The organism is Megasphaera vaginalis (ex Bordigoni et al. 2020), assembly GCF_900240295.1.
Lineage (GTDB): Bacteria > Bacillota > Negativicutes > Veillonellales > Megasphaeraceae > Megasphaera > Megasphaera vaginalis.
Window position 1 is genome coordinate 235,672 of record NZ_OEQB01000001.1, and the last position, 26,992, is coordinate 262,663.

General features: G+C 48.7%; 24 protein-coding genes and 2 tRNA genes. 2 read left to right on the forward strand and 24 right to left on the reverse strand.

Annotation, left to right across the window (positions count from 1 at the left end; translation table 11 throughout):
* Positions 1–115: 115 nt before the first annotated feature.
* The 7 genes from C0977_RS01080 to C0977_RS10810 form a co-directional block, all read right to left on the reverse strand.
* Positions 116–502 carry a RidA family protein gene (locus C0977_RS01080; protein ID WP_023052965.1) on the reverse strand — a complete coding sequence of 129 codons (387 nt, stop codon included), beginning with the start codon at positions 500–502 and terminating at the stop codon, positions 116–118.
* Between the two features lie 66 nt (positions 503–568).
* On the reverse strand, positions 569–1,954 hold the full coding sequence (locus tag C0977_RS01085; protein ID WP_101912110.1) for an amino acid permease: 1,386 nt from the start codon (positions 1,952–1,954) through the stop codon (positions 569–571).
* A 20-nt stretch (positions 1,955–1,974) separates the two neighbouring features.
* The gene (gene ilvA, locus C0977_RS01090) at positions 1,975–3,195 is read right to left on the reverse strand and encodes a threonine ammonia-lyase (RefSeq protein WP_023053065.1); all 1,221 of its coding nucleotides are present in this window, start codon (positions 3,193–3,195) and stop codon (positions 1,975–1,977) included.
* A gap of 883 nt (positions 3,196–4,078) precedes the next feature.
* Positions 4,079–5,755, reverse strand: coding sequence for a recombinase family protein (locus tag C0977_RS01100; protein WP_101912112.1), 1,677 nt, complete (start codon positions 5,753–5,755; stop codon positions 4,079–4,081).
* A gap of 28 nt (positions 5,756–5,783) precedes the next feature.
* Positions 5,784–7,100, reverse strand: coding sequence for a type II restriction enzyme (locus tag C0977_RS01105; RefSeq protein ID WP_101912113.1), 1,317 nt, complete (start codon positions 7,098–7,100; stop codon positions 5,784–5,786).
* Entirely contained in the window at positions 7,093–7,935 is an 843-nt protein-coding gene (locus C0977_RS01110; protein WP_234987528.1) for a DNA adenine methylase, read from the reverse strand. The genes C0977_RS01105 and C0977_RS01110 overlap by 8 nt, the downstream gene beginning before the upstream one ends.
* A gap of 17 nt (positions 7,936–7,952) precedes the next feature.
* Positions 7,953–8,129, reverse strand: coding sequence for a hypothetical protein (locus tag C0977_RS10810; RefSeq protein WP_159459012.1), 177 nt, complete (start codon positions 8,127–8,129; stop codon positions 7,953–7,955).
* Positions 8,130–8,313: 184 nt separating this feature from the next.
* Between C0977_RS10810 and C0977_RS01115 the strand changes: the two genes are divergently transcribed.
* Positions 8,314–8,589, forward strand: a complete 276-nt coding sequence (locus C0977_RS01115) for a hypothetical protein (protein WP_101912115.1) — start codon at positions 8,314–8,316, stop codon at positions 8,587–8,589.
* Between the two features lie 42 nt (positions 8,590–8,631).
* Here the strand turns inward: C0977_RS01115 and C0977_RS01120 are convergent, their stop codons facing one another.
* From C0977_RS01120 to C0977_RS01145, 5 genes are all read right to left on the reverse strand, one after another.
* Complete coding sequence (locus C0977_RS01120) at positions 8,632–10,155, reverse strand: relaxase/mobilization nuclease domain-containing protein (RefSeq protein WP_101912116.1); 1,524 nt, start codon at positions 10,153–10,155, stop codon at positions 8,632–8,634.
* Positions 10,127–10,651: a plasmid mobilization protein gene (locus tag C0977_RS01125; protein ID WP_101912117.1), complete on the reverse strand. Its 525-nt coding sequence runs from the start codon at positions 10,649–10,651 to the stop codon at positions 10,127–10,129. Before C0977_RS01125 ends, C0977_RS01120 begins: the two co-directional genes overlap by 29 nt.
* A 441-nt stretch (positions 10,652–11,092) precedes the next feature.
* A complete protein-coding gene (locus tag C0977_RS01135; RefSeq protein ID WP_101912119.1) occupies positions 11,093–12,772 on the reverse strand; it encodes a DNA primase family protein in 1,680 nt (559 codons plus the stop codon).
* Positions 12,773–12,930: 158 nt separating this feature from the next.
* Positions 12,931–13,194 (reverse strand): excisionase, encoded by a 264-nt coding sequence (locus tag C0977_RS01140; protein ID WP_145995056.1) that lies wholly within the window; start codon positions 13,192–13,194, stop codon positions 12,931–12,933.
* Positions 13,195–14,199: 1,005 nt separating this feature from the next.
* A tRNA-Lys gene (locus tag C0977_RS01145) sits at positions 14,200–14,275 on the reverse strand.
* A gap of 81 nt (positions 14,276–14,356) precedes the next feature.
* Between C0977_RS01145 and C0977_RS01150 the strand changes: the two genes are divergently transcribed.
* Entirely contained in the window at positions 14,357–14,695 is a 339-nt protein-coding gene (locus C0977_RS01150) for a hypothetical protein (RefSeq protein WP_101912121.1), read from the forward strand.
* A gap of 168 nt (positions 14,696–14,863) precedes the next feature.
* Here C0977_RS01150 and C0977_RS01155 read toward each other — a convergent pair.
* The 12 genes from C0977_RS01155 to rfaE1 form a co-directional block, all read right to left on the reverse strand.
* Positions 14,864–14,939, reverse strand: a tRNA-Ala gene (locus tag C0977_RS01155).
* 189 nt (positions 14,940–15,128) lie between these two features.
* Positions 15,129–17,555 carry a phenylalanine--tRNA ligase subunit beta gene (gene pheT, locus C0977_RS01160; protein ID WP_101912122.1) on the reverse strand — a complete coding sequence of 809 codons (2,427 nt, stop codon included), beginning with the start codon at positions 17,553–17,555 and terminating at the stop codon, positions 15,129–15,131.
* A 12-nt stretch (positions 17,556–17,567) separates the two neighbouring features.
* Entirely contained in the window at positions 17,568–18,593 is a 1,026-nt protein-coding gene (pheS, locus tag C0977_RS01165) for a phenylalanine--tRNA ligase subunit alpha (protein ID WP_101912123.1), read from the reverse strand.
* 253 nt (positions 18,594–18,846) lie between these two features.
* Positions 18,847–19,986, reverse strand: coding sequence for an acyl-CoA dehydrogenase family protein (locus tag C0977_RS01170; protein WP_023052981.1), 1,140 nt, complete (start codon positions 19,984–19,986; stop codon positions 18,847–18,849).
* A gap of 27 nt (positions 19,987–20,013) precedes the next feature.
* Entirely contained in the window at positions 20,014–20,457 is a 444-nt protein-coding gene (locus tag C0977_RS01175) for a PaaI family thioesterase (RefSeq protein ID WP_101912124.1), read from the reverse strand.
* Between the two features lie 5 nt (positions 20,458–20,462).
* On the reverse strand, positions 20,463–20,894 hold the full coding sequence (locus tag C0977_RS01180) for a PaaI family thioesterase (protein ID WP_101912125.1): 432 nt from the start codon (positions 20,892–20,894) through the stop codon (positions 20,463–20,465).
* A 443-nt stretch (positions 20,895–21,337) separates the two neighbouring features.
* Positions 21,338–21,919, reverse strand: coding sequence for a porin family protein (locus C0977_RS01185; protein ID WP_101912126.1), 582 nt, complete (start codon positions 21,917–21,919; stop codon positions 21,338–21,340).
* Positions 21,920–21,993: 74 nt separating this feature from the next.
* Positions 21,994–23,040: a glycosyltransferase family 9 protein gene (locus C0977_RS01190; protein ID WP_101912127.1), complete on the reverse strand. Its 1,047-nt coding sequence runs from the start codon at positions 23,038–23,040 to the stop codon at positions 21,994–21,996.
* Positions 23,037–24,068 (reverse strand): glycosyltransferase family 9 protein, encoded by a 1,032-nt coding sequence (locus C0977_RS01195; RefSeq protein WP_101912128.1) that lies wholly within the window; start codon positions 24,066–24,068, stop codon positions 23,037–23,039. The genes C0977_RS01190 and C0977_RS01195 overlap by 4 nt, the downstream gene beginning before the upstream one ends.
* Positions 24,055–24,579: a D-glycero-alpha-D-manno-heptose-1,7-bisphosphate 7-phosphatase gene (locus C0977_RS01200; RefSeq protein ID WP_101912129.1), complete on the reverse strand. Its 525-nt coding sequence runs from the start codon at positions 24,577–24,579 to the stop codon at positions 24,055–24,057. Before C0977_RS01200 ends, C0977_RS01195 begins: the two co-directional genes overlap by 14 nt.
* The gene (rfaD, locus tag C0977_RS01205) at positions 24,572–25,537 is read right to left on the reverse strand and encodes an ADP-glyceromanno-heptose 6-epimerase (RefSeq protein WP_101912130.1); all 966 of its coding nucleotides are present in this window, start codon (positions 25,535–25,537) and stop codon (positions 24,572–24,574) included. Before rfaD ends, C0977_RS01200 begins: the two co-directional genes overlap by 8 nt.
* Entirely contained in the window at positions 25,534–26,967 is a 1,434-nt protein-coding gene (gene rfaE1 / locus C0977_RS01210) for a D-glycero-beta-D-manno-heptose-7-phosphate kinase (RefSeq protein ID WP_101912332.1), read from the reverse strand. Before rfaE1 ends, rfaD begins: the two co-directional genes overlap by 4 nt.
* Positions 26,968–26,992: the final 25 nt, after the last annotated feature.

A 26,992-nucleotide genomic window follows, 5' to 3' on the forward strand; every position in this document is an offset into this window, starting at 1 on the left:
CCGTAAATGACAAAAATCGTATCGACTAACTACTTTTATTATAAGTAACTACGCCGGGAGACGCAAATAAAAAACGACAGTCTCCGAATCATCGGAAACTGTCGCGCAATATCGCTTATTTGCCGCAATAGGCAATAACTTCTACTTCCACGCTGGCGCCCTTCGGTAAATTGGCAATAGCGACGCAGGAACGAGCGGGCAATGTCTTTTGGAAATATTTACCGTACACTTCATTGACGGCTCCAAAATACTCGATATTTGTCAAATACACCGTCGTCTTGACGACATGATCGAAAGAAAGCCCTGCCGCTTCCAGTAACGCGCCGACATTTTTCATGCACTGTTCCGCCTGATCAACGACGCCGCCGCCGACAAGCTTTCCTTTTGCCGGGTCAAGAGCGACCTGACCGGAAGCAAACAGGAAATCGCCTGCTTTAATCGCCTGTGAATAGGGACCTACCGCGCCCGGTGCTTTTTCCGTTTTAATTACATCTACTGCCATAAGAAAACACTCTCCTTTATAATTTATTGATTATATTATACAACTTATTTTACGCTATTGCGTCATTTATTCCACAAGTTTTCCGTCTCTGTCGTATTTTTTCTTATTCAGGCCGCAGATATAATAGATCACCGTAATAGCCACAATAAATGCCCAAGAAGAAATCAGAGACATTCTCGTATCGGTGTTGAACCACATGCCGACAGTGACTAAGCCCAGGAACGCAATGCAGAACCAGTTGGCATAGGGATACAAAGGCGACTTGAAATCATGTTTCGCCATCACTTCTTCACCCCAATATTTGCGGAAGTTCTTCTGTGCATAAGCCAACACGAACCAAGCGATCATGCCGGGGAAAACGGAAGCGCTGTAAAGGTAAATAAACAATTTCGAATCGGGAATCATGTAGTTCAGGATGACGCCGACAATCAGGAGCGCAATCGTAATGCCGATGCCGATGCGCGGTACGCCGGAAGCAGACAAGCGTTTGAAAATAGCCGGAGCCTGGCCGTTCTGAGCCAACGTGTATAACATGCGGCCGGAGCTGTAAAGACCGCTGTTGCAACCGGAAAGAGCCGCAGTCAGTACGACGAAATTGATGATGCCGGCCGCCAAGGAAATGCCGACCTTAGCAAAGGTCATAACAAAGGGACTGCCGATAAGGCTTACCTGATTCCAAGGATAAATGGAAAGGATGATGAAAATCGAACCGATGTAGAAGATCAGAATACGCCAGACGATATTCTTCGTAGCTTTCTTCAACGTATTCTTCGGATCCTGCGCTTCCCCTGCCGTTATGCCGACAAGTTCGACGCCTTGGAAGGCAGCGGCAACGACACACATGGCAGCCAACATGCCGCCGAAGCCGTTCGGCATGAAACCGCCGTTCGTCCAAAGATTGGAAATACCGACGGGAACGCCGTTATTGCCGAAACCGAAGAGAATAACAGCGGCGCCGACGAAAAGCATAACGATAATCGTCACAACCTTAATCAGCGCAAACCAAAATTCAAATTCACCATAATATTTAACGGCAGCCATATTGGCAACAGCTACGACGACCATGCCGCCAAATGCCGCAATCCATTGCGGCAGTAAGGGGAACCAATACTTAACGTAAATGCCGACAGCCGTCACTTCCGAAAGGCCGATAGCAACCCACATGAACCAATAAACCCAAGCCGTCAGATAACCTGCATAAGGACTGATATATTTGTGCGCGTACGTTGCAAAAGAGCCGGTAACCGGTTCCTGATACAACATTTCGCCCATAATGCGCATGATGAAAAACATGACGACGCCGGTTAAGGCATAACAAAGCAATACGGAAGGACCGGCCATCATGATCGTACTGGCAGATCCCATGAACAAACCTACACCGATTGTCCCGCCTAAAGCAATCATTTCCACGTGTCTCGGCTTGAGACCGCGCTGCATTTTTTCAGATTCCATTTAAAAATCCTCCTGAACAGTTATTTTAACGTAACATGATAATGTTGAGCCCGTAATTCCGCCACCAAATGTTCCACATGCTTTTCGTTGGCCGTTTCCAGCTCAAAGGAGACGGCAGTCTGACCGATGCCGATATTATGCTGGCTCCGTTCATGGGTGATAGAAAGCACATTGGCGTTGGATTCCGCGATAATAGACAAGAGCTTAACCAATACGCCGGGACGATCGGGAACGACGGTTTCAAAGAACACCTTGCGCCATGAGCGAAGCAATCCGCTGTTGATAACACGCGTCATATTGTTGACATCAATGTTGCCGCCGCTGACAAGAGCAGCGACTTTTTTGTTATGAAGCCCCGATATCTTACCATTCATCAACGCCGCCACAGGAACGGCGCCGGCACCTTCAGCCACCGTTTTAACACGTTCGATAAGCCAAAGAATCGCGCTGGCAATTTCCGTTTCATCAACGGTAACGATGTCATCGACATATTTTTTGCAAATTTCGTATGTATTACAGCCTGGCGTCTTTACCGTAATGCCGTCAGCCAAACTCGGTTTGCCGTTTACGGTCGTAATTTTGCCCTCTTCCAGAGACGTCTTCATTGAAGGCATATGCGCCGTCTGCACGCCGATGATCTTGATTTTCGGATTGACACTTTTCGCCGCTACGGCCAAGCCGGCAATCAGTCCGCCGCCGCCGATAGGAGCAATGATTGCATCGACATCAGGCAGTTGTTCAAGGATTTCCAAAGAAATGGTCCCTTGTCCGGCAATAACCAACGGATCATTGAAGGGATGAACAAAGGTATAGCCATGCTCTTTGGTCAGTTCCTCCGCCTTGGCAGCCGCTTCATCAAAAAAATCACCGTGTAAAACGACTGTCGCGCCATAGCCGCGCGTTGCCGCCACCTTCGTAAGAGGCGCATGTTTCGGCATGCAAATAATCGACTGACAGCCGTATTCACTGGCCGCTAACGCCACGCCTTGCGCATGATTCCCGGCTGAAGCCGCAATTACCCCCTTTTCACGTTCTTCCGGTGTCAATGAAGCAACTTTATTGTATGCGCCGCGAAGCTTAAACGACCCTGTCCGCTGCAGGTTTTCCAACTTCAGGAAAACCTTGCACTCAGCTACTTTGCTCACAGAATTTGAAAAAGACAATCCTGTTTTCTGTGCTACGCCGGCTAAGCGCGCCTGTGCCTCCTGCACCATTTTCAAACTTACACAATCTTCACTCATAACGATTTCCTCCCTAAAATTGACCGGTCGCTAAGATGTTGCACTATTTTCTATATGAAGAAAATAGTCATTCATCTTTTTGCATGTTTACTATACTCCTAACATATGTTCATTGTCAACGGATTCATATTTTTGTATAGTTTTCCGTTTTATTTTTCTTTTTCACGCTTATTTTTTGCATATTTTACATATTTTTCATATATTGAAAGTATATTTTTCGATTAATCATAAAAAAATTTTGAGTATGATCATCGCTTTGTCTCTTCCAAAAACACACGTGAATTTTATAACAATACTATCCGATATTGGCATAAGAAAAAATGCATCATCAACTTTTTTGCATATTCGCAAGAATACGAAATTCTCCTTTATTAAGCCATTTTTTACTTCTAATCCAGTATTTTAAAATAGTATTTTCAAATAATTTGTTCAACAGCCTCAAAAAAACAACTTGAATTAATGATATTGAAATTAACCTATAATTCAGTATATTATTTGTATTATAAAAGATATGTTTTCATTATTTAATGTAAACTATCCATTTTTCTTTATATATATGGTATGTTAATGAAATCACATTATCTATTCTTCTGCCATTTCGGCTATCTTCCCGCTTTTCAGAAAACGCGTCTCTTTCCCATCCATCGTGATTACGCTGAAAAACGTGGAACGATAAAAAGACGATCTGTTTCTTTGCCTTAGCTTTACCACTGTAAATTCAAGCCGCAGGCGCATCGTTTCATCATTCCTGACTTCCCTCTCCCGACCGGCCGCTCTCTTCACTACATCGCCCCTGCTCCCCGATGTAGTTGGACTGCCGACCCTGATAACGTTAAATAATCAGGCACCCGGTCTTCCCCTTTCAGCCTCAAACAAGGCCATATCAGCAGTCTGCAAAAGAACGATAATTGATGAAAAGGATGCCATATTTTCGAATATCCTGCATCGCCGCCACAAAGTTCTTCAATAAAAAAAGCCCTGTAACACGATGGTTACAGGGCCACATGATATAAAATTGGTGGAGCTGAACGCGGTAAGGTCGAACCTTACCGCTTGCGGCTTTTTTTGCCTTCTGGAAGTCCTCCCAGTCCACCTCATAGTCAGCATCCGAATACTTGCACGTCAGAATGACCTTGTCGTCGTAAAGGTAAATCTTGTCGACGAAATACTCCAAGACCATGTCCCTCACCTCATGGTCATCAAGGTTCGCATACAGGAACTTGCCAAAGTATGCCTTGATGCTGTGCTCGTCCTCGGAAAGTTCCTTCTTCGCCTTCTCCGTCTCGATGGCGTCCGTCAGCGCCTTCTTACGTCGCTCAAGCTCCTGCAAGCGTTCCTGCGTGGTCTCGCTGAAAATCCCCGCCTCAATCGCCTTGACTAGATTTTTAAGAGCCATCCGCGTATTAGCCAGCTCTTTTTCAAGGCTCTCAAGGTAGCTCGACTCGACGTAGCACTCCTTGTAGTACGCCGCCGCGTCCACAGCAAGGGACATCAGGTTCTCGGAATCGCTCAGCAACTCCTTCAGTAGCTGCTGTACCAGTCCCTCGATGAACGCAGCCTTGACTGGCTTCTTCTCGCAGCGCTTATGCCTCTGCTCCTTACAGTAGTAATAAAAGTGGTGCGCGCCCGTCTTGCTCGTGCCGGATACGCCCTGCATGGAGCTTCCGCATTCCCCGCAGAACAGCTTTCCCGTCAGCCAGTACCTCGGCTCGCCCTCCATGTGCTTTGAGCGGTTTCCAGCGCCCGTGCGCTTGTTCATAGCAAACATCGCCTGTGCCTTGTTGAACAGGTCTGTCTCGATGATGACGGGCATACCGTCTGGGATGACGATATCCGCGTACTTGTAGACCCCTGTGTACCTGTCGTTCTTCAGCACGCTCCTCAGCCCGTTGACCGTGAACTTCCTGTCAAGAGCTGTGGTTATGCCCTGAGCATTCAGCTCGTCGGCTATCTGCTGCATCGGTTTGCCGTCAACGTAATCGTGAAAGATTCTCTGAACCACGGGAGCTTTCGCAGGGTCAATCTCATAACGCTTGTCCGCCGCCCTTCTGTAGCCCAATATCTTTTGACCGTTGGACAGTGCGTTCTTGGCGTTATACCTTAGCCCTCGCTCAATGTTCTCTCGCGACGAATCGCTCCACATCTGCGCGAACGCATCCATCACCGCTTCGGTGAACTTGCCCTGCGATGTGCTCACATCAGGCGCATTCTCCGCAACATACTCGATGCTGCACCCAGCTTCACGAATCTTTCGTTTGGCATAGGTCAGCTGCAATACATCACGACCCAATCTATCGTTCTTCCACATGATGAGAACGGCAGGACGCAGCTTTGCGACCTCTGAAAGCATCAGCTTGTAATTTGGTCTGTTATCGTCCTGCCCAGACATCGCACGGTCTGCATACTCCTTGAGTATGCTGTAACCGTGCTCAGCCGCATAAAGCTGCACCAGCTCCTGCTGTTCCTCAATAGAAGCATCGTTTTGAGAGCTTGACGAGTAGCGGTAGTAAGCGATGGCAAGGTTATTATCGTTCTGAACAAATTTCTTTGTCTTTGCCACCTATAAGGTCACCTCCTAAATTCACTCTCTATATTTCATCGTCTACAAGTGCAAAAATCCAAGATAGCCACGCCAAAACACTTGTTGCTCTACGATGCACTGTTGAGCCTTCATTGCAGACATTTAGTCGCAACATTTCCTTTTCAACGTATGCTTTATCAGGAAATTCACCACTATTCACAACGATACCGAACAAATCATGAAAGATTTGATGTTGCAATATCAGGCTGGTGTAAGCTAACTGACGCTCTCTATAACGCATGTTCAGTATTTTGTGCGCTGTATCTGTCAGACTTGTTGCATTACGCGAACGTTGAAACAGTCCTAAATATTCACCCGCAGCTGGGTAATATGCAGCCTGTCGCGTTACCAAGCCCATATGCTCGGTAACCTGCTCTGTAGTCAACGTATTATCTTCAGCAGAGCTTAAGCGTTCCGCAAGCGATATTACTCTATCAAATCTATCCGCTTGAATAAACGGAATTTTCTTATCCACCTGTTTATCCTGATTATCATCAGTTACCACAGGCGTATTCTTCCATACATCGACAATATCCTTCTCTGAAATCTGGCAATCCTCAAACGTATAGGCTTGTTTGTTTCGTAATCTAATTGAAGAGAAAGAAGTTGGCTCAGTAAACTCGTATTCATACAAATAATAAGTCAGATTTGTGTACTGGGAAAATACCAATCTAATAGGTTTCTGAACTATAGCAAGGTATTTTCTATACGGAAAATAAAGCTGTCGTACATTAAAGTCATCATTACGAATATTCTTGGCTTCCATAATGCATACAGACCGCTGTGATTCAAAACCACCATCAATTTCAAGTTGCGCCTTGCTAACATTGATGGTCTTCTTTGCTGTACCATCTAATAAATTAACGTCAAACGAAAAATCGCCAGTTCCCATTCGACCATTGAAAGTCTCCAATAGGCCCTGCTCTTCTTCATTAAGAAAATTCTCCAAAGTATGCGTTGCTAGAAGCGCATTTATCGCATTTGATTCGCTTGTAAGATTTTCCAAACGTAAAGTTTCATAATCAGGCAAGGTTATAGCTTTTGGTCTCAGCTCCGTAACATCTGGAAACTTCTCGTACAAGTCAAAATTTCCTAGTACATAAGAATGCCGAGAAACTGGCAATACATTCAATCCAAGCTCTTTTAGAGGGGCAGCAACCGATTCGGAAGTATCAAACTTTGTCATCAATCGTGGCTCTCTAAAAGCTTTAATTTCACTTGCTTGGATTTCATATAACCCACCTTGGCGAGTCTTTTCCTCAATGGGATATCTAGCCAGTATCTCCTTCCAAGCTTTATCCAATTTACCAGTGAAATCAGCCACTAATCAACACCTCCTTCACAGCACCTCTTCTATCACCACGTGAATTGATAGAACGTTTTGCCTCTACTGTTTCTATTTTGAAATCCTCATACAACTCGCGAATCTCTTCACAGTCACTATTTGACTGCAAGAAATGAATTCCCTGTTCACGCAACTTAATACATTCATCTCGTAGGCGTATTTGCTCGTCATATCCGAAACCGTCTTGGGTATACCCTGTGAATGCCGAAGTGGCTGTAATTGGCATATAAGGCGGGTCTAAGTAGACAAAGGCGCCCTTTGGCAAATCTTTTAGGGATTCAGCAAAATCCCCTTGGCGCATATCAATATCTGCTTCACTGAAGTATTTATGCAATGCCCTGATGCCAACTTCATTTACAATATTAGGGTGCTTGTACCTTCCATAAGGAACATTGAGTTGACCAGCAGAATTCACCCTGAAAAGACCATTAAAACAAGTCTTGTTCAAGTAAATAATCCTTGCAGCTTTTTCAACACTCGATAGTTCGTCAAACCCCGATTCTCTATCAAGCCCTCGAACACGGTAGAACCATTCACTGCCCAGCTGTTCATTCTTCTCTTCATGCACAGCCAATTCTTTAATGAGCTCGTTTGGGTTATCTCTTACAACCATATAAACATTGATTAGCTCTTCGTTGTAATCGTTGATTCGCACATGTTGTGGCTGTTTATCAAATAGAACAGCACCGCCACCTACAAAAGGCTCAACATAATAGCTAATTTTCTTTGGTAGCCTTTGCTCTATTTCATCAAGCAATTGTCTTTTACCACCTACCCACTTCAGGATAGGCTTGACAAGTTTATTCTTCTTCAAGCTATTTCCTCCTATCCTTAGTTACCAGTATTTGATGTTTTTGCACGCTTTGTTGCAAATTCTTTTGCTGCAAGACGCAAGAATGCCGATAGAGATAATCCATATTCATTAGCTATATTTTTGATTTCGTTTTTTTCTGATTCGGCAAGTGAAATCGAAACCGATACTCGCTTTTCATCTAATTTGCTTAGCATAGATTCTCCTCATTTATGAACACAAATATACTTTTGTAGTGTAGCACACAACCATTATTTTTTCAATAATTCTTAGATAAGAATTATTGAATAAGCTGATAAAATATACGATTGAGCTCTTCTCCAATGCTTCTGCAAGACCGTCTGAAGACGGTCGAGATTGCACGAAACAAAGGAGGATTCCATGAATTTCAATGATTACATCAAGACCTACGAAGACCTATCAAGGCAGGTGGGCGGCATGGTTCTCGCCAACGAGATTGCAAGCCGTCCGCTAGAGCTAATAAATGGTGATTTGGACAATGAGATATTCCAGTACTTCATCATTTCCGACCCCGATTTCCTACTAGAGCACACCGATGAGGTGGTTTTCCACGACGAGGAACTAGACCTGTACATCTGGGGGATAGACCATTTCGGGACGGCATGGTCTGGCGTTCCTGTCCCTGAACTTCACTAGACGCAAAATAGCGGCTTCCAATTAAGGGAACCGCTATTTTTTTTACTCGTACTGCTCGCCATCAGTCTTACCTGCCGTTCTGTCTGCTTCATAGACATCCTGCATGTGGCTTGTGACCCTTCTGCCGCCTGTTCGGCTTATCTCGTGGTCAATGGCACGATTTGCAGCCTTGAGTCGCTTCTCGGCGTCCCACATGTTCTTTCTCGACTCGTAGAGACGCTTTTCTGCTTCCTCGCGTGCCTGTCTTCGCTGCTCCTCAATCATCTGCCTCATAATCTCTGCCAGCATCTGGGCGAACATGTCATCGAGCATACGCTCGAACGGTGACTTGCCCTTCTGATTACCTGCAATCTTGAAGTACTGGCTTAGACCATAGAGGTTCGGCGTCTTGTGGGTCTTCAGCTCGTCGAGGTTAGCCTTGTCAGCCTTGAACTGCTCACGCGCCTCGTCCACATCGGCTTGCAGCTTCTCTGTTGTCTCGTCAATATTGTTCTGTGCGTGGCACATATCGTTATATATGGCATCCCCTCGCGTATCGACCCTTCGTCTGCGATATTGAGAAGCCAGAGCATCCGTGAAGTCCCTAACATCCTCAGAATCGACCTTGTAATCATCAAGCAGGGAATAAACCACCTCATCCTTCGTATAACCTTTAATAGGTTCTGTAACGTCTTCTGAGGCGTTTTCCTGATAGATTGGTATAACTGTCGGCTTCTGGTCTTCTACAGCCTTATTTGCCTGTTTCTGGTCGTAGTAGGATTCGATGGAGCCCTTCGTCAGGTCGTCGGCTAAAAGCTTTGCCTTGCGGCGGCGCTTGCGGGGCTTGTCACCGTAGATGTCCATCATCTTGTAGCACCATGCCTCGTGTTCCTCTCCGTCCTTGCCCTTGCGTTTCTGCTCCATCAGCTCGACGCCGTAGACCCCGAGATTATGCTTGAACTCGTCAAGGGACTTGGATTCATCACGCGCCCGCTGCACACGGTCGCCCAGCCTTTGCTCGAACGCATCGCAGCTCTCGCGACGTTTAGTCCATGTCGTGCCTTCCTTGTGTTTTTCGCGCTCGAACTTGGGCGTTCCGATGACGGACAAGCCCTCCTCTGCTGCAAGCTCGTCGCTCGCATTCTTGACCTCGAAATGTCGTCGGTTATCTCGTAGCGTCTGACCTGTCACCTCGTCATGGTTCACGACGAGGCAGTGTGCATGAACACATCCACCTTTGCCGTCGTTGTGCACGGTGACGTAACACATCGAGTTGGGATAGAGCTTCTTGCACAGCTTGTAGCTATGCTCACCTGCCATCTGCTCGTCCGACTTGTTTCCAGCCTTCAGCTCGTCAGGCGAGAAGGAGACGCGCACCTCGAACGCCTCATAACGCGATGCAGGGTGCCTCTTGTGCATCTCCTCGGCATATATCGCCATGTCATCTCTGGGCATGTCACCGACCTCGTAGGCAGCCCTCGTCGTGCCTTCGACTTCGTGCATCTTCTTCTTTTTGCCATTGCCAAGTTCGGTGTAAATCATGCTCGCCTTGGCATCCTTAAGCGGATGGATGTACGTCGTCGCCATCTGTTTCACCTCCGTCCTCTGGAAGCCAGAAATCCTTCATCTGCTCGAACTCGTAGTCGGAAATCTTGCCGATTTGCTCGCGGGAAAATTCCGCACGTGCATCAAGCAACTGCCTGTCGATGCTTGAGAATTTCAACTGCAAACTTTTCAGCTCAGCAAGTACCTCACTCTCGCGCATCGGGGTCACGCCGAAGCACTCCCGATAGCTTGCGCTCGCGTTCAAACGACGAGCAATCTGATTCAAGTTGCAGCCGATTTTGTTTACCTCGGCGGTAAGCAAATTAAGGTCGCGATTATTTGTGATAATCATTTTCTTCACTTCGTGGTTCAGCGCAGCATCGCGAAGATACTGCGACACCGTTACGCCCCACTGGTTTGCCTTCGACTTAATCGCCTCTGCCTCGGACTCGGTAACGCGAATCTTGACCGTGCCCGACTTGCGTTTTCTCTCGCTGGAAGCAGGTATCTTACCTGCATGTTTCTTATCTTTCTTCATAGCTGAAATCCTCCTTGTAAATTGATGAAACATGACGCTTCTGCGTCATGCGCAAATTGCGTAGAAAAGGGAATTAACGCAAGCAGACATCCTGTGCGTACAAATCCTCGCTTCGCTCGGACTTGACGCAGGATGTAGCTTGCGGGGGCTTCGCCCCTCGACCCCGAAATCCAGACCCCAAGCACGGGTCTGATGGTGCCGACGACTCGGCACGTGAGGCACGACTGCCTCGCTGGAAATCGAGGTGTAGATACGCCCACCAGATGAAGGGACGGAGCGTCATCCCGCGTCGAAAAATCGACGGCATCCCCACCGAAAACGGACGGGCATAGTTTCGGTTTCGGGACGCTTGTTGGTCTCATATTGGTGCGATCTTGGTCAGAAAGAGACCAAGAAGACGCCAGAACGGAGACCAAAATCAAGCGACTTGCTGCGAGCATGTCAGTCCTCCTCGGACGGGAAATCGTCACTTGAGGAGACCGCCGATGCTTCGCGCACGAGACCTCTGTATCGGTCTTTCAGTATGTCCGGCTGGCACCGCTTCTGGATGTCACTGCCTGTGTATGAACCGTTCATCCAAGTTCGCACATCATACTCGGCGATGAGAGGCTCAGGTGCGTCCATGCGGTCTGTGGAGCGCACAGGATTCTCCGTCTCGTTCCACCCTGGATAATCGACGAGCAATGAGCGAACCTCGTCGCGAAATGGATTGATACCAACAGGCTTTCCAGCGCTATTATTGCGGGCGAACCACTTCACATAGAGGTCGTAGAGGAACTGCCACGGCACCAAGTCCCACTTCAGCTCGTCCATGACCGTCGCCATGAACTCGCGGATAGGGTCGTTGAACTGCTTGTACTCCTCCAGCAGGTCAAGGCACGCCTGAGGCTTAACCAGCTCGTAGTAGTCCGTCGTCGCCAGCAGCTTGTAGAGAACGTACTCGAGCACATCCTGACGCCCCAGATAGTCGTCCTTGATGTACTTGCGCTCGCAACCCTCGAAGCGCTTCTCCATCGGAACGAGAAGCAAGCGACGGTACGCCGAGTCCGACTTGTCCTTGAAGCGCGGAAGGGCATTGATGCACTGCACCATGAACCCATGGAAGACGAGGCTGAGCGGGTCTTTGAACTTGCGGTCTACCAGCACGGGGTCACCCGTGATGACAGCCTTCAGAGCCGCCGCCTTGTCGAGGTAAGCGCTCGTGTCGTTCTCGTCCACAATGACAGCTGACACCCTCGTGAGGGCACTCAGCCCATACTGGTTGCCAAAGCCCGTGATTGAGATGGAAGCGCAAGCATCCTCACCGCAGAGGTTTCTCATCAGTCGGCACAGCGTCCCCTTGCCGTTATTGCCTGACTTCGAGTAGAGCCACACCGACCTGTGCCAAGGCACGTTAGGGCGGATGATTGCTCCCAGCGTCTGCCAGAGCAACTCCTGCACGTCTGGGTCGTCGGAGAGGGATTGCATCCAGCTCTCGACATCCCAATTCGCGCCATCGGGCATGGTGATGTGCGGGTTTATCGCGCCATCGACGAAGTGCACATGAGACTTCGTCGTGAACACAAGCTCCGGGTCGAAGTCCATAAGCATCTTGTTCGCATAATCATAGATGCCGTTACCCACAGCAATAAGGTCGCGGTCACGACAAATCTTCTTGAGCGGTGCCTCGTCCTTCAGGAAGGCATATACCTCGTCGATGTCATGGCTGCTGATTTGCCTGTTGTACTGGCGGATGAGGCGTCGAATTGCCTTCTCGCTCGTGTCATAGGTGCCGAGTTTCTCGCCCTCGGTCGCATACACACCCACAAGGCAGTTGTCCTCATCGCTCGCATCACCAAATGCCACACGGCATACGCGATGGACGACGATGAGGATGCGTCCAATCTCAGAGGGTGGAAGCGCCTTAAGGATGTCGTACTTTTCCTTGCCCTTCTTGGGCGTAGGGAACTCGCCAGACCCCGGTGGGTCTTCCGGTCCCTTGTTGTAAGTGTTGACCTCGCGGTTGATTTCATCTAGCAGCTCACGCTTTATCGTTGCCTGAGAAGGCGGATTGCCCAAATCGACCTGCTCCAGATAGTCTTCTGTAATCGAGCTGACAAGCTCGTCAAATGTTTGATTCATGCCTTATTTCCTCCTTTCAGGATTTGACTTCTCACTCAACCCATGTAGAGGAAATACCTTGCATTACCAGCCGTTTTATGGTATCCTTTACACAAGTTGAAGTTGGTTGTCCCATTTGCTTAGCACGGCAGGGGGCAACCTTTTCTTTTTGTCTTAAATCAGGGATTGATGTTGTGTCCGGCAAGGATGTAGTCGCGGAATCTTTCACGTGCGATGAGCTTCTTCTTGCCGCTCATGACAACGAAATCAACCTCTGGCAATTGGATGATGCGCTGCAAGCGTGCGCGCCCGATGTCAAAGAACACCGTCGCCTCGTCCATGGTCATCAAATCCTTATGCGATAGAGCCGCCATCAGATTTGAATACTCGGAATACGTAAGGTCTCCGAACTTCGTGTGCTTCGTCTTCGTAGCTTTTGACATATCTATTTCCTCTCTTTCTTGGCAAACAAAAACGGGCGGCAAACCGATAGGATTTCTCCTAAAGGTTCACCGCCCGTTTACCATTCGTGCGATATGAGCGTAGGTCGCTTTTAAGTGCTCCCCAGAACAGAAAACAGGGTTGCACAAGTGCGATAACCACTCGTGAACTATTTAATTCTGAGTCAATTATACCAAAAATAAGTCTACTAATCAAGACATTTTAAGCCTGTGAACTGCTCAAACACAGGCCTGAAAACACCCATTTTCGATAAACCCCAACGCAGGCAAGGCAAGCAAGACAACAGGGCACAGAAAAAGAGGCAGAAAATATTTTTTGATGGCGCTTCACACCCCGTCCGCACTCATACTGGCACAATTTGGCACAATTAGCTGTGCCAGCCCTACCGCCCTTGTGGCACAAGGGAAAAGGCGAAAAATGAGGTGCTTTTTCAAAACCCTTGACACAGGGCAATGTGCCGGAGTTTTTCAACGCTATCAAGGCGTCTAGATTCATGGCACAGCTGACACAGCATTTTTCCAAATCCCTATAGGAAAAAAATTACTAGGCACAGGTAAGAGAGGCGTGTATATATAAAATTTCCTATAGGGAGTTAAATTTAACTGTGCCAGCTGTGCCACGGGCTTGAATCCCTTGACCATCAACAAAAAGTCTGGCACAGAGTCAAAAACGTTCTGTGCCAACGGTCGATACAATGTATCAAATCCATTGATAAACGAGGTGTTATTTTGGCACAGCTAATTGTGCCAAAAATCAAGAACAAACGAAAAACCCACGGACACCCCCGCCTTTTCCCTGTGCCCGGCTCTTCTTCTTCGTGTGGCGAGCGGCGCGGCAGCGCCGTGAGGCACACGTTCTGTCTTTTGTTCTTGAAATCCTCCTTTTCCTGCAAACAAAAAAACGAGGGCTGCTATTAGCAACCCTCGAATTTATAGACAAGCGCGAACTCATTCTTGAAAAAGAATAGAGTTCGACGCTTCGCGTTCTGGTGGACCATCAGGGGATCGAACCCTGGACACCCTGATTAAGAGTCAGGTGCTCTGCCAGCTGAGCTAATGGTCCGTACGCATGCACTTTTAAGGCACATATGTCATGTTACACTATTTATCGATAAAAATCAAGTGCTTTTTATGGCGACTCATCATGAAGTTGCAGGATTACAATACGGATGTTACACCGGCAATAAAAAGAGAAACGTCTTTGCGTTATGCTTTAAGCGCTAATCAGATCCGGTGCAAAGAAGGCGCCCTTGTGATTAAGTTCTTCCGTACCCATCATGCCAGTCGGCCGTGCGAAGCAGGGAAAGAAGAAGATTTCAAGCTGATCATGACAGGAAAACAAAGCGACCGGAGTATGTTGCCATCTTTATTTCCACGGAATGGACCCGTTTTCTTCAAAAATGGAGCGCCGACCAAATCGGCTTGCCGGCCTACCTGTACCGCACAACCTCCGTTCGTTCCGCCGGAACTGCGGTTTCCTTGACAGCCTGATGGGGAATTCATCACAGTGAAATTGGCCGTATTGTCAATGATAAAGAAAGAAAAGTACCAGAAAGCCTGCAACGGCACGAGTGAATACCTCCGTACCGTTGCAGGCTTTTTGGTAAAAAAAAGCAGAAAAGGGCCGCCACAGATGTGGCGGCCCTTTTATTGGTGGAGATGAAGAGGCTTGAACTCTCGACCTCACGGATGCGAACCGTACGCTCTCCCAACTGAGCTACATCCCCAAGACCTTACTATGTAATGATAAAACTTTTGAGGAAAAATTTCAATGGTATTATTTAATTTTTTTGCCGATTTTTGTAGGATTACCATACATATCGCATGTTACACGACAGCAAAAGAGAGTCTTCTTCGTGTCATGCTTTCACGTGCTACAAAAAAGACTCTCCTCTATAGGTTAACGAATCCAAGTTTTATCGTAATTCGCAATGAAGCGTATCTTTAAGCTTTTTCAAGATACTGTCAATCGAAGACTGAATATCGCCATCAGCCAAGGTACCCTCGCCGGATCGGAACACCAGAGAATAAGCCAAACTCTTAAATCCTTCAGGAACCTGTTTTCCCTGATATAAATCAAACAGACGGACATCTTCCAAATAAATTCCGCCATATTCTCGGATAATCCCCAAAATCCGGGCATTGTCGATTTCCAACGGCGCCAAAAAGGCTAAATCACGGCTGATTGCCGGAAATCTGGCAACCTTATGGTATGCAGGGACAAAGTTGACGTGTGGCAATAACGCCTCGACGTCCATTTCAAAAATATAGACAGGGCCTTCAATGTCATAACCGTCGATAGCAGAAGGATGAAGCTCGCCAAATTGGCAAAGAATCTTGCCGTCTTTAACGAATCTGGCAGCCTTGCCCGGATGGAGCGGCGCAAAATCGGAAGTTTCCAACTCCGCTTCGATTTCCAGACCGCTAAGAACGGCTTCGACCAGTCCCTTGAGGTCATAAAAATCATAATCTACCGCCTGATCAGGCCAAGCCGCGCCGCGCCGCTGCCCATACAGAAGGCCGGCAACATGCATTGACTCACGCGGCAATTCCGTAACGGGAAGCTGCTTGGGTGTATAGACTGCCGCTATTTCATAAATTCCGACCGATTGGTTTTTTACCGCCTGATTACGGACAAGCACATCCATCAACGACGGAATCAGCGTCGTACGCATCAACGGAAATTCTTCTGTAATCGGATTTAGAATAGGAACGGCTCGATAGAGCGGATCATTTTCCGGAAATTGTAATTTTCGAAGCGAATCGCTGTTCATAAAACTGAAGGTCACCGTTTCATTTAACCCGCTGCCGCTCAGAATCGATGATATTTTTTCGCAAATGCAGTGCCGATAGCCTTCCTGCCCTTCCGACACATTACTCAGAGGACGTGTGGACGGAATATTTTCATAACCGAAAATACGAGCTACCTCTTCGGCTATGTCGGGCATCTCCGTACAATCCCCCCGCCAGGACGGCACAACAGCCGTCAAAACGGCGCCGTCCTGTGCGATGCCGAAGCCCAATGTCTGCAAGATCGCAATCATTCGTTCGGCAGGAATTTCGGTTCCCAAGAACCGATTTACTGCCGCCGCCGTAAATTTGATGTGCTGCACCTTTTGCGGCTGCGGATATATATCGACGATCCCCTGCGCTACGTCACAGGCCGACATTTGCTGCAAAAGCTGCGCGGCTCTGTCCAGCGAACGCAGGCAGCCTTCGGCATCGAGACCGCGTTCGAAACGAGCCGACGCTTCCGAACGAAGCCCAAGGGCACGACCGGTCTTGCGGATACTGGAGCCTTTGAAGGAAGCGCATTCCAAGATGACCGTCCGCGTATCTTCCGTAACTTCCGAATTAATTCCCCCCATAACACCGGCTACACAGCAGGCTTTTTTCGGATCGGCAATGACGAGCATAGCGTCCGTCAAGGTCCGTTCAACTCCGTCGAGTGTTTTCAGACTTTCTCCCCGAGCGGCACGGCGGGCAATAAGATGATGTTCATCTACGTGATCATAGTCATAAGCGTGCAACGGAATTCCCAACTCGATCATGACATAATTCGTAACATCGACGACGTTGTTAATCGGACGAACGCCGGACTTACGTAACCGTTGCTGCATCCAAAGCGGGGAAGGCCCGACCCGGACATGCGTCAAAAGACGTGCCGCATACCGCGTGCACAAATCCTCGTCTTCAATGGAAACGGTTACTTTGCCGTTAATCGGCTCTTCACTCTCCGCAACGGTAATTTCCGGAAACATCGCTTTCTGTTGACTGAGCACCGCAAATTCACGGCTCAATCCGATCATACTGAAACAATCGGCGCGATTCGGCGTCAGCTCATATTCATAAACGGTATCCCGTAACTGCAAATAGTCGAGAGCATCGACACCGATCGGCGTATCTTGCGGTAAAATCCAAATTCCTTCCCGCTCTTCCGGAAGCAGCAAACCGTCCTCCAGTCCCAGCTCATGAGCGGAACAGAGCATGCCTTCCGATACTTCTCCGCGCAACTTCGACTTCTTGATCGTAACGCCGCCGGGCAATTTGGCTCCATGCACGGCAACAGGGACGATCTGCCCTTCACGGACATTTTTAGCGCCTGTAACGATCGTCAATCTGCGATCTCCCAGATCGAGCGTACAAATGACCAATTTATCGGCATTAGGATGGTTGACGATGTTGAGGATTTTGCCGGTATAAACATGCTGGATATCATTGCCCCAATATTCCACCTGTTCCACAGGAATGCCGGCCATCGTAAGAACGTCGGCAAATTCCTGCGGGTCTCTTTCCATATCGACAGCGACATAATCCTGCATCCATTGTAAAGAACTTTTCATCGTGTATACCTCCTAGAACTGGTTTAAGAACCGCATATCATCTTCGTAGAACAATCGCAAGTCGTCAATCCCGTACTTCAGCATGGCGATACGTTCGACACCCATCCCGAAGGCAAACCCCGTGACTTTTTCAGGGTCATACCCGTTAAGACGGAGAACATTGGGATGGACCATGCCGCAGCCGAGTATTTCCAGCCAACCGGTGTGTGAGCAAACGCGACAACCTTTGCCGCCGCACATGACACAGGAAATATCCACTTCGGCACTCGGTTCCGTAAAAGGGAAAAAACTGGCGCGGAAACGGACTTTCGTCTGGGACCCGAAAATTTCACGCAAAAAATCTTCCAGCATTCCCTTCAGATCGGAAAAGCGTATATTTTCATCGACGATCAATCCTTCCATCTGATGAAAGACGGGTGAATGCGTTGCATCGTAGTCCCAGCGATAGACCTTGCCGGGCACGATCACCTTGACGGGCTCATTCGGCCGATGTGCCTGCAAAGTACGCGCCTGCATCGGCGACGTGTGCGTACGCAACAGAATTTTATCCGTAATGTACATGGAGTCCTGCATATCGCGAGCCGGATGGTCGTCAGGGAAATTCAGACATTGGAAATTATAATAGTCGTCTTCGATTTCCGGTCCTTCGACAATGGAAAAGCCCATCTGCAAAAATGCCTTTTCCATCAGCCGCTTCGTGCTGTGCAGCGGGTGCTCATGCCCCATAACCGGTCTTCTGCCGGGCAAGGTAATATCGATTTTTTCAGAACGAAGCCGTTCAGCCAAGGCCTTCTCTTTTACTTCTTCCGTCTTTTTTCTCAATTCTTCTTCGATCAGTCCCCGCGCCGTATTGACAAGTTGACCGACTTTCGGACGCTCTTCCGGAGACAACGTCTTCAATTCTTTCATAATTGACGTCAATTCCCCCTTTTTCCCCAGATACCGGACGCGGATATCCTGTACGTCCTGCAGCGTCGTCGTTTTTGCCAATTGTTCCGCTACTGCACTCTTAATTGCTTCGATCTGTTCATTGATCATGATATGCCCTCCTCAAAAAAAACAGACTTTCACCCCTAAAGGGGCGAAAGTCTCGTCTCGCGGTACCACCCTAATTACTTCTCCAGTATTCTGTAACGGGAACTCCCGCCTTGCCTACTCCGTTCAGCAAGAAACTCGGAAGTGAACGCATATGCTCTTCACTGCGGCCCTCTCAATAGGAAGCAGCCGTTCCCTGTAAGCGAAGATAACGCTATGCTCTCTTCTTCATCGTCAATTTACATTGTCTCTTTTATCAGTATAAGGTCTTATTCGCTATAACTAATCGCTGAATCTGATTCGTGCCTTCATAGATCTGCATGATCTTGGCGTCACGCATATATTTTTCGACAGGATATTCTTTCATATATCCGTAGCCGCCCATGACCTGAACGGCATTGGTCGTCACTTCCATAGCCACATCGGAAGCATTGCATTTGGCGATAGCCGCTTCACGGCTGAAGTCCAGCCCCTGATCTTTCATCCAGCAGGCACGCTGCACAAGAAGACGGGCGCCTTCCACCTTCATCGCCATATCGGCAATCATCGCCTGTACCATTTCAAAGGACGCAATAGGTTTGCCGAACTGAACACGCACCTTAGCATATTCACTACAGGCGCGAAAAGCCGCTTCAGCAATTCCGACAGACACAGAGCCGACAAAAGGACGAGCCGCATCCAGCGTATTCATGGCAATACGGAATCCCTGCCCTTCACGGCCCAGACGATCTTCCAACGGCACAAAGCAATCCTGGAAAATCAGCTCCGTCGTATTCGAAGCGCGGATCCCCATCTTATTTTCCGCTTTACCGACAGTAAAACCGGGCGTGCCCTTGCGAACGATAAAGGCTGTCAAGCCGCGAATACCGCCGCCTTTGCGCGTATTGGCGAAAACGACAAAAACCTCCGCCAAGGCGCCATTAGTAATAAAGCACTTCGTTCCGTTCAAAACATATCCTTTGCCGTCCTTTGTCTTGACAGCCTGTGTCGATACGGACCCGGCGTCGGAACCGGTCCCCGGTTCGGTCAGGGCAAACGCCGCCAGATTATCTTCGTTGATAATATCGAAATATCGTTTCTTCTGATCATCATTACCGGCGATAATAACCGGATACGACGCCAATGCATTGGCGGCAACGGTCGTCGCCACACCGGCACAACCTTTCCCCAGTTCCTCGTAAATCGCGGCAATGGTAACGGCATCAAGTCCGGCACCGCCGAATTCTTCAGGAATCGCTACTCCCAGCAAACCTTGCGCGGCGAGCTTATCCAGCAAGCCGTCGTGCAGTTTTTCCTTCTCATCCATTTCGGCCGCATAGGGAACAATCTCTTTTTCCACCAAATCGCGAACTACCCTGATAATTTCCTTTTGTTCGTCGTTAAAAGCAAAGTCCATCCTTGATTCCAACCTTCCGTTACGTAATTACATTTTCTTTAAAATGTAGAAAGATGAGCGGCCTTTGACAATAATTTTGCCATCTTCGTCAAAAAACTCACATTCGGCAACGATTGTCTGACCGCCATGATGTACTACCTGGCCGACGCCGACTATTTTTGAACCGTCCTTGACGCTGCGAACATAATTCATGTTGATTTCCAGCGTCGTGACCTGGTACCCCAGCGTACGACTGGCCATCCCCATCAACGTATCACAAAAAGCCGCCAACACGCCGCCTGAAGCGATCCCCCGATAGTTGCACAAATTATGGGTTATATTAAAACCCAAACGCACCCAACCTTCATCGATATCCAGAATTTCACAAGGAAAATTCTTAAAGTAAGGCACCTTTTTATAGACGCCTTCATAAATATTCTGGACACGCCGTTTCCAGTCATCATTATGCGCATGAGCATGCACATTAGTCATCGGCGCTACTCCCTTCCCGACAAACATACGGACCCGGTCACAAAAAACGTGCCTTTACCGTGTGCCAAATAACGGCCGTCGGCATCGTGGAAATCACAAACAGCAACCATCGTCGTCCGCCCGTTATGCAATACTTTCACTTCACTGCGTATAAGCGTATCGGCAAAGGCAGGACGGATATAATTCATACTCAAGTCCAACGTCAAAACAGCTTTGCCGAAAACGGCACAGGCAGCTTCCATGGAAGAATCAGCCATAGCATATAAAACGCCGCCGTAAGTCGTCTCGTTCGGATTGTTCCAAACATTGCCCCTGTTCGCAAAGGTAAGTATCGTACTTTCTTCATCGGCTTTTTCCACATGAAATCCCATGAATGAATCGAAGGGATTTCGCTGTATCTCTTGCTCCATCAAGGCTTCATTAACCTTATCCCGCATTTCGATACACCTCTTTTACCGTTGAAAATAAATACCTTTATATTTTACTATATGAAACAAAAAGCGTCAACTCAAATCGGCCGCTAATCGCGAATGTCAACGTATTGTAACGATATTGATCAGGAATATATAAAAAAAGAAGAGAGCCGTAGTCATAACTCTCTTCAACATGCCTGACCTGGTTTTTACCCCCACACTCGCCTGCTGGAAGGTTCGCTCATAGACGTTCAGTCCCCCACTACTGCTCCTCTCGCTTTTTCGCGGCAGGTCTTACTTCTAGGCCGCACTATGATCGGAATGGCATCCATTCCTTACGTGGATCGCTTTGCCTGCGACTGGCTTCGACTTTCAACCACAGCACATGTCACGGTCATTATACCTGCCCCGTGCCGTTGCTGTCAAACAAAAAGAACCGCCTCTTTGAGACGGCTCTTTCCATCGCGTTAGAATTTATACCCCATACCAACTTGCCAGCCCTTGACATCGTCGTTGTAATTATCGACGCCTATATCACTGCGGCGATATTTGACATGGGCATCCCAGTTTTCGGTAATATCGTAACCGACGCCGATTTCATACGTATTGGCGTCATCACCAAAACCGACACCGGCAAAACCTTGCCATCTGTCAGCCAACGGAACCTGCCCCTGTAAGCCGACCTGATAGCCGTAGGCATGCTGACTGGAATAGGTATTGGTCTTTAAATACGATACAGCGCCATACGCCGAAACGTACGGATTGAAACGGTAAATTCCCTTCAGGTAATTTTCATTGATCGTATTGCCGTTTTTACCTTTTGTGTAGTTGTTGACATATTGTACATCTACTTTGTCGTTTACAACGTATGTAACGTCGCCGCCGGCAAAGCGGCTGTCGGCGTCACGGCCGCCTTCCCGCTGATCAAATCCGTAATTGATGTTCGCTTTGAAGTCTCCCGGCTGCGGGTTGGTAATGGGCGCCGCATAAACGGCTGCTCCTGCCGAAACGGCAGCAGCCAAAATACCTGCCAATACTATTTTTTTCATTATATGCACCTCCGCGTCATGATCTTCTTAAGTGTCAGTATGTACATTATACCGTATAGCCGATATTTTTTCAATCATAGCCGCCTGCCATACTTCTTCAGCAGTTCCTCTCCCGCTTCAATCACGTGAGCTACGGAGATCACGGAGATCCCTTTGTATTTTCCTTCGCGGATAATCTTCTTCATACTTTTGCCGACTTCATAATGATCTGTCGATTCCAATACGATCGCTTTCTCCGTATAAGGCCCGTAAAACATGGGATTACTCGGCCCGTATAAGGCGACAAGAGGAACCTGTTGACTGACGGCTATGTGCATGGGGCCGCTGTCATTCGTAATAAAAAGGGAACACGCTTTAACGGCTGCCGCCAATTCGCCGATGGAAAACAATCCCGTTGCGATGATCGGCTTATGTTCCATAAAAGACACCGCTTCGGCGACCATTTCTTTATCCATCGGGCCGCCGAAAAAAACACAACCGTACCCTTTATCCATAAAGTAGTCGGCAACAGCGGCAAAACGCTGCGGCGGCCATCGTTTCTGCGGCACGGCACTGCCGATATTAAAGCCGACCAGAGGTCTGCCTTCCCGATTGTATTCGGCGTAAAACGCCGCCGCTTTTTCTCGCCACGCCGCTGCCAACTCAATTTCCAGCCCGCTGTTGCGACGATCTTCAATGCCGAGCTGCTCCAACACGTTGATATACATATCGGCAGCGTGAAAGTGGAGGCGATCAAGCCGCGTATATCGATCCATAAACGGCCGCGCCAAAAAATGACTCATACCGGCAAAATAGCCGGCCTGAATGGCGACGGCCAAAAAGGATGTCCGTTCGTTGGGATGCAAATTAATCAACACATCATAGTTGTTTCGATGGAGCTTTCTGCCAATACGCCAAAGAGCGGAAACAGAATTGTCCCGCCCCTTTTTATCTATTTCAATCAAATGATCTATATTCGGATTGTATCGTACAACATCCGCTACCTTTGCATCCACGACAAGGGTTATTTCCGATCCGTGCGCATGACGCCGCAAAACCTGCAAAAAAGGCGTCACCAGGATCAAATCGCCGAGATGCATAAGAAACGTGACGATAATCCGTTTCTGCCGTAAATTTATCATAACCCTACCTTCTCCGCAGCCTTACGGCACTCTGCCCATACCGTATCGACAGTAATCTTTCCCATACATTCGGGGTCATCGACTAAAGGGCGCGCAGCCGTGGCCCGTGACGTCGGCGAAACGATCAGGTTAATGTAATCGCTCCCTGCGCCGCCGTAAGGGCCTGTACGATCCGGGCTGGTCGTGCCGAACAAGGCAATCAATTCTTTTTTTAGCGCATTTGCCAAATGAAGCGGTCCCGTATCGGCGCTGACGTATAATGACGACAGGGAAATAAGCGCCATCAATTCCGTCAGCGTCGTTTTTCCCGTGTAATCAAAGACATGCTCCGATGCAGTGCCGCTTTTCATCTTCTTTCCCTTTTCAATGTCATCACCGCTGCCGAGGAGTAAAACATTGATTCCTCGCTCCGAAAAGCGGGCGGACAGCGCGCACCAGTTTGCCAACGGCCATTCTTTGACGGACCAGCGGGCTCCCGGCACGAGTGCGACAAAAGGCCCTTGCAAACCGTCTGCGGCAAGCCGTTGCAGCATTTTGCTGCGAACCTCATCCAACGGCGGCAGCGGGAAGGCAACGGCGTCGACCGGGCAGTCGAGTCCTCTGGCCACATCCAGATACCGTTCAATAACATGACCGTTTTTATGCGGTCCCGTTATCCCTTTGCTGACCAGAAAGCTGCCTTCCCGCATTTCCCAATACCCGATTTTGCGCTTTGCGCCGCTGTTCATGGCCACAACAGCACTTTTGGCCAATCCCTGCAGGTCAATGCTCAGATCGAAGCGATACGGATGCAGTTGTCGCCGCAATTCCCGCCAATAACGGAAAGACTTGAGCCTGTTTTTATCAATAAAAATAACCTCATCAATATACGGCGCGCCGGGAAGCAAAGAAACAAACTGCTCATGCACCGCCCAGACGATTCGCGCTGACGGATAACGCCGCCGCAAGACGCGCAAAGTCGGCAAAGCGTGAAGGATATCGCCGAGTGAACTCATTTTGATGATAAGTATGCTTTTATAATCTTCCAAATGACGATCTCTCCTTGACGACAGCCTCTACGAACCGATCCAATCTGCCGCCTGTAAATAAGTACCCGTCAATACCGGCCGCTTCGGCGCAGGCGATATCCCGTGGCGAATCGCCGATGAGGAAAGAGCCCGACCGATCGATATCATACTCATGAATAGCCTGCAATACCATACCGGGAGCCGGTTTACGCCAATCACTTCGCCGGTTGTAAGCCGCTACCGGAGCGCCCTCCAGATACGGGCAATAGTAGACCGCCGTCACGACCCCTCCGGCAGCGGCCACTTCCCGGCACATCCAATCATGCAGCGACACCACATCGGCTTCACTGTAGTAGCCTCTGGCTACGCCGCTCTGATTGGTAACGACGACGACCAAATATTCCTTTTTTTTTAAATAAGCCAGCGCCTCTTTGGCACCGTCTATCCAGATGAAATCCTCCCGTCTGCCGACGTAGCCGGCATCTTTATTCAAGACGCCGTCACGATCGAAAAAGACGGCCTTTCTACTCATAATAACCGTCGTTGGTCTGAAGAATACGGCAATATTCTTTTACGGCTTCCGGTAACAATGTAAATCCCTTATCATAACCTGCCGCCATCAATTTTGAAGTATCGGCCTGCGTATAGCTTTGATATTTCCCTTTTAAAACATCGGGGAACGGTACATACTCAATGGTCCCCTTGCCGCAATACGCAATAATCCCCTGAACGAACTCGTTGAATGTATGCCCCGTTCCGGTACCGCAGTTATAGATTCCGGACAGTTCGGGATGTTCCCAAAAATAGAAAAGAACATTGACAACGTCGTTGACATAAATGAAATCGCGAATCTGACCGCCGTCTTCATAGCCGCCGGTACCTTCAAATAAGGTGATCTTCCCCTTTTCCTGCAACTCATGATATTTTTGAAAGATCAGAGAGGCCATACGGCCCTTGTGATTTTCTTGGGGACCAAAGACATTGAAATAGCGGAATCCGGCAACCTGCCCGTTCGCTACCGGCAACATACGACGTACGTAGCGATCGAATTGAAGCTTGGAATAAGCGTACGGATTCAACGCTTCTTCACAAGCCGGCTCCTCACGAAAGCCATGCTTGCCGCTGCCGTATGTCGCTGCTGACGAAGCATACAGGAAGGGGATTTTGCGCTGCATGCAGTAATGCAAAATAGCCTTGCTGCCTTCATAATTGTTATTCATCATATAACGGCCGTCGTAATTCATCGTATCGGAGCAGGCGCCTTCATGAAAAACAACGTCAACATAGCCGATATCGAAACTGTTATCGGCTATCTGCCAGGCAAACTCCTCGTAATCCATGTAGTCATAGAATGACAGACCTTGAAGATTACGGCATTTTTCGCCATCTGTCAAGTCATCGACAACCAAAATATCGTCAATGCCGCGATTATTTAATTGCTTCACAATATTGCTGCCGATAAAGCCGGCGCCACCTGTTACTATTTTCATAATTTCCCCTTCTTTGCCAATGTTCCGATCTTTTCGATCAACGCTGTTGTGGAATAGCCTTCTTCAAAGGAAATAATTTCCACTTCCTTGACACAATCCCGGCCTATGACATCTTCAGCCTTATAATCCCCACCTTTGACGAGAATATCAGGGCACAGCAGTTCCAGTAATTCCTGCGGCGTATCTTCCTCAAAAACGACGACGTCGTCGACACAGGCCAGGGCATTGAGAAGAACGGCCCTGTCTTCTTGAGAAACAAGGGGGCGCGTCTCCCCCTTCAACCGCCGCACAGACGCATCGGAATTAAGGCCGATAACCAAATGTCGTCCCAACATAGCCGCCTGCTGGAGATACAGAACGTGGCCGCGATGGAGAATATCAAAGCAGCCGTTCGTAAAAACGACGACTTCTCCTTTCTTTTGCCAGCCGCGGATCTTGGCTGCCATTTCGGCACGCGTCAGCGGCCGGTACGGCCGCCAGCGGGCAGGCTGCCAGTTATGCCAGTATTGTTGCAGTTCCTGACGGTGAATGGGGTATGTCCCCACTTTCGTGACTACGATACCGGCGGCGGCATTGGCAATTTGCAGACTCGTACGAATTGACAACTTGGCGGCAATTGCCGAAAGAAACGCTGCCGCTACCGTATCGCCGGCGCCGGAAACGTCGAAAACTTCATGGGCCGTAGCCGGATTGTTCCAAATATTACCGTCTTTGCGCACGACGGTAATCCCCTTTTCGGAGCGCGTCACCATCAAATGCTCGAAATCGTACTTCTCATGAAGTTCTTTTGCAGCGGCGACGACAGCGGCTCCTTCGTTGCCAACAGGATGCCCGACACAACCGGCAAGCTCCTTCATGTTCGGCGTTACGAAATCGGCGCCGTTATATTTCGTCCAATCGCGACCTTTGGGATCGACCAGGATGGGGATCCCCGCCTTCTTGGCGCTGCCGATAACGAGTTTGGCTACCTGTTCCGTCAAAACGCCTTTTTGGTAATCAGATAAAATAATCCCGTCAAGCCCCTGCTGCAACCGTCCGTCGAGCCAAGTCGCCAATTCTGCCGCTTCAACAGGCGTGACGGGCGTGACTTCTTCAAAATCAAGGCGAACCATCTGCTGTTGTGAGCCGAGAACACGCATCTTTGTCGTCGTCTGATGACGATCGCGCGTAACGATGCCGGCGCCGTCAATGCCGGCTTCATTCAGGAGGCTGCGCAACAGGCGCGCATTGTCGTCATCACCGATAAGGCCCGCCAGATAAACATTGCAATCCATATGAGCCAGATTTGCCGCAACATTGGCGGCACCGCCCAAAACGGAAGTCACATGGTCAACACGATTGATCGGCACCGGCGCTTCCGGCGAAATACGTTCAACGCTGCCGTACACATACCGATCCACCATGATATCGCCGATAACGGCAATACGCATGCGCGGCAGCAGATTATCCAAAAAA

What these genes read in the sequence shown, in the direction of transcription:
- C0977_RS01080 (WP_023052965.1), bottom strand. Translation starts at nt 502, where the DNA reads ATGGCAGTAGATGTAATTAAAACGGAAAAAGCACCGGGCGCGGTAGGT.
- C0977_RS01085 (WP_101912110.1), bottom strand. Translation starts at nt 1,954, where the DNA reads ATGGAATCTGAAAAAATGCAGCGCGGTCTCAAGCCGAGACACGTGGAA.
- ilvA (WP_023053065.1), bottom strand. Translation starts at nt 3,195, where the DNA reads ATGAGTGAAGATTGTGTAAGTTTGAAAATGGTGCAGGAGGCACAGGCG.
- C0977_RS10810 (WP_159459012.1), bottom strand. Translation starts at nt 8,129, where the DNA reads ATGCTAAGCAAATTAGATGAAAAGCGAGTATCGGTTTCGATTTCACTT.
- C0977_RS01115 (WP_101912115.1), top strand. Translation starts at nt 8,314, where the DNA reads ATGAATTTCAATGATTACATCAAGACCTACGAAGACCTATCAAGGCAG.
- C0977_RS01120 (WP_101912116.1), bottom strand. Translation starts at nt 10,155, where the DNA reads ATGGCGACGACGTACATCCATCCGCTTAAGGATGCCAAGGCGAGCATG.
- C0977_RS01125 (WP_101912117.1), bottom strand. Translation starts at nt 10,651, where the DNA reads ATGAAGAAAGATAAGAAACATGCAGGTAAGATACCTGCTTCCAGCGAG.
- C0977_RS01135 (WP_101912119.1), bottom strand. Translation starts at nt 12,772, where the DNA reads ATGAATCAAACATTTGACGAGCTTGTCAGCTCGATTACAGAAGACTAT.
- C0977_RS01140 (WP_145995056.1), bottom strand. Translation starts at nt 13,194, where the DNA reads ATGTCAAAAGCTACGAAGACGAAGCACACGAAGTTCGGAGACCTTACG.
- C0977_RS01150 (WP_101912121.1), top strand. Translation starts at nt 14,357, where the DNA reads ATGAAGTTGCAGGATTACAATACGGATGTTACACCGGCAATAAAAAGA.
- pheT (WP_101912122.1), bottom strand. Translation starts at nt 17,555, where the DNA reads ATGAAAAGTTCTTTACAATGGATGCAGGATTATGTCGCTGTCGATATG.
- pheS (WP_101912123.1), bottom strand. Translation starts at nt 18,593, where the DNA reads ATGATCAATGAACAGATCGAAGCAATTAAGAGTGCAGTAGCGGAACAA.
- C0977_RS01170 (WP_023052981.1), bottom strand. Translation starts at nt 19,986, where the DNA reads ATGGACTTTGCTTTTAACGACGAACAAAAGGAAATTATCAGGGTAGTT.
- C0977_RS01175 (WP_101912124.1), bottom strand. Translation starts at nt 20,457, where the DNA reads ATGACTAATGTGCATGCTCATGCGCATAATGATGACTGGAAACGGCGT.
- C0977_RS01180 (WP_101912125.1), bottom strand. Translation starts at nt 20,894, where the DNA reads ATGCGGGATAAGGTTAATGAAGCCTTGATGGAGCAAGAGATACAGCGA.
- C0977_RS01185 (WP_101912126.1), bottom strand. Translation starts at nt 21,919, where the DNA reads ATGAAAAAAATAGTATTGGCAGGTATTTTGGCTGCTGCCGTTTCGGCA.
- C0977_RS01190 (WP_101912127.1), bottom strand. Translation starts at nt 23,040, where the DNA reads ATGATAAATTTACGGCAGAAACGGATTATCGTCACGTTTCTTATGCAT.
- C0977_RS01200 (WP_101912129.1), bottom strand. Translation starts at nt 24,579, where the DNA reads ATGAGTAGAAAGGCCGTCTTTTTCGATCGTGACGGCGTCTTGAATAAA.
- rfaD (WP_101912130.1), bottom strand. Translation starts at nt 25,537, where the DNA reads ATGAAAATAGTAACAGGTGGCGCCGGCTTTATCGGCAGCAATATTGTG.
- rfaE1 (WP_101912332.1), bottom strand. Translation starts at nt 26,967, where the DNA reads ATGCGTATTGCCGTTATCGGCGATATCATGGTGGATCGGTATGTGTAC.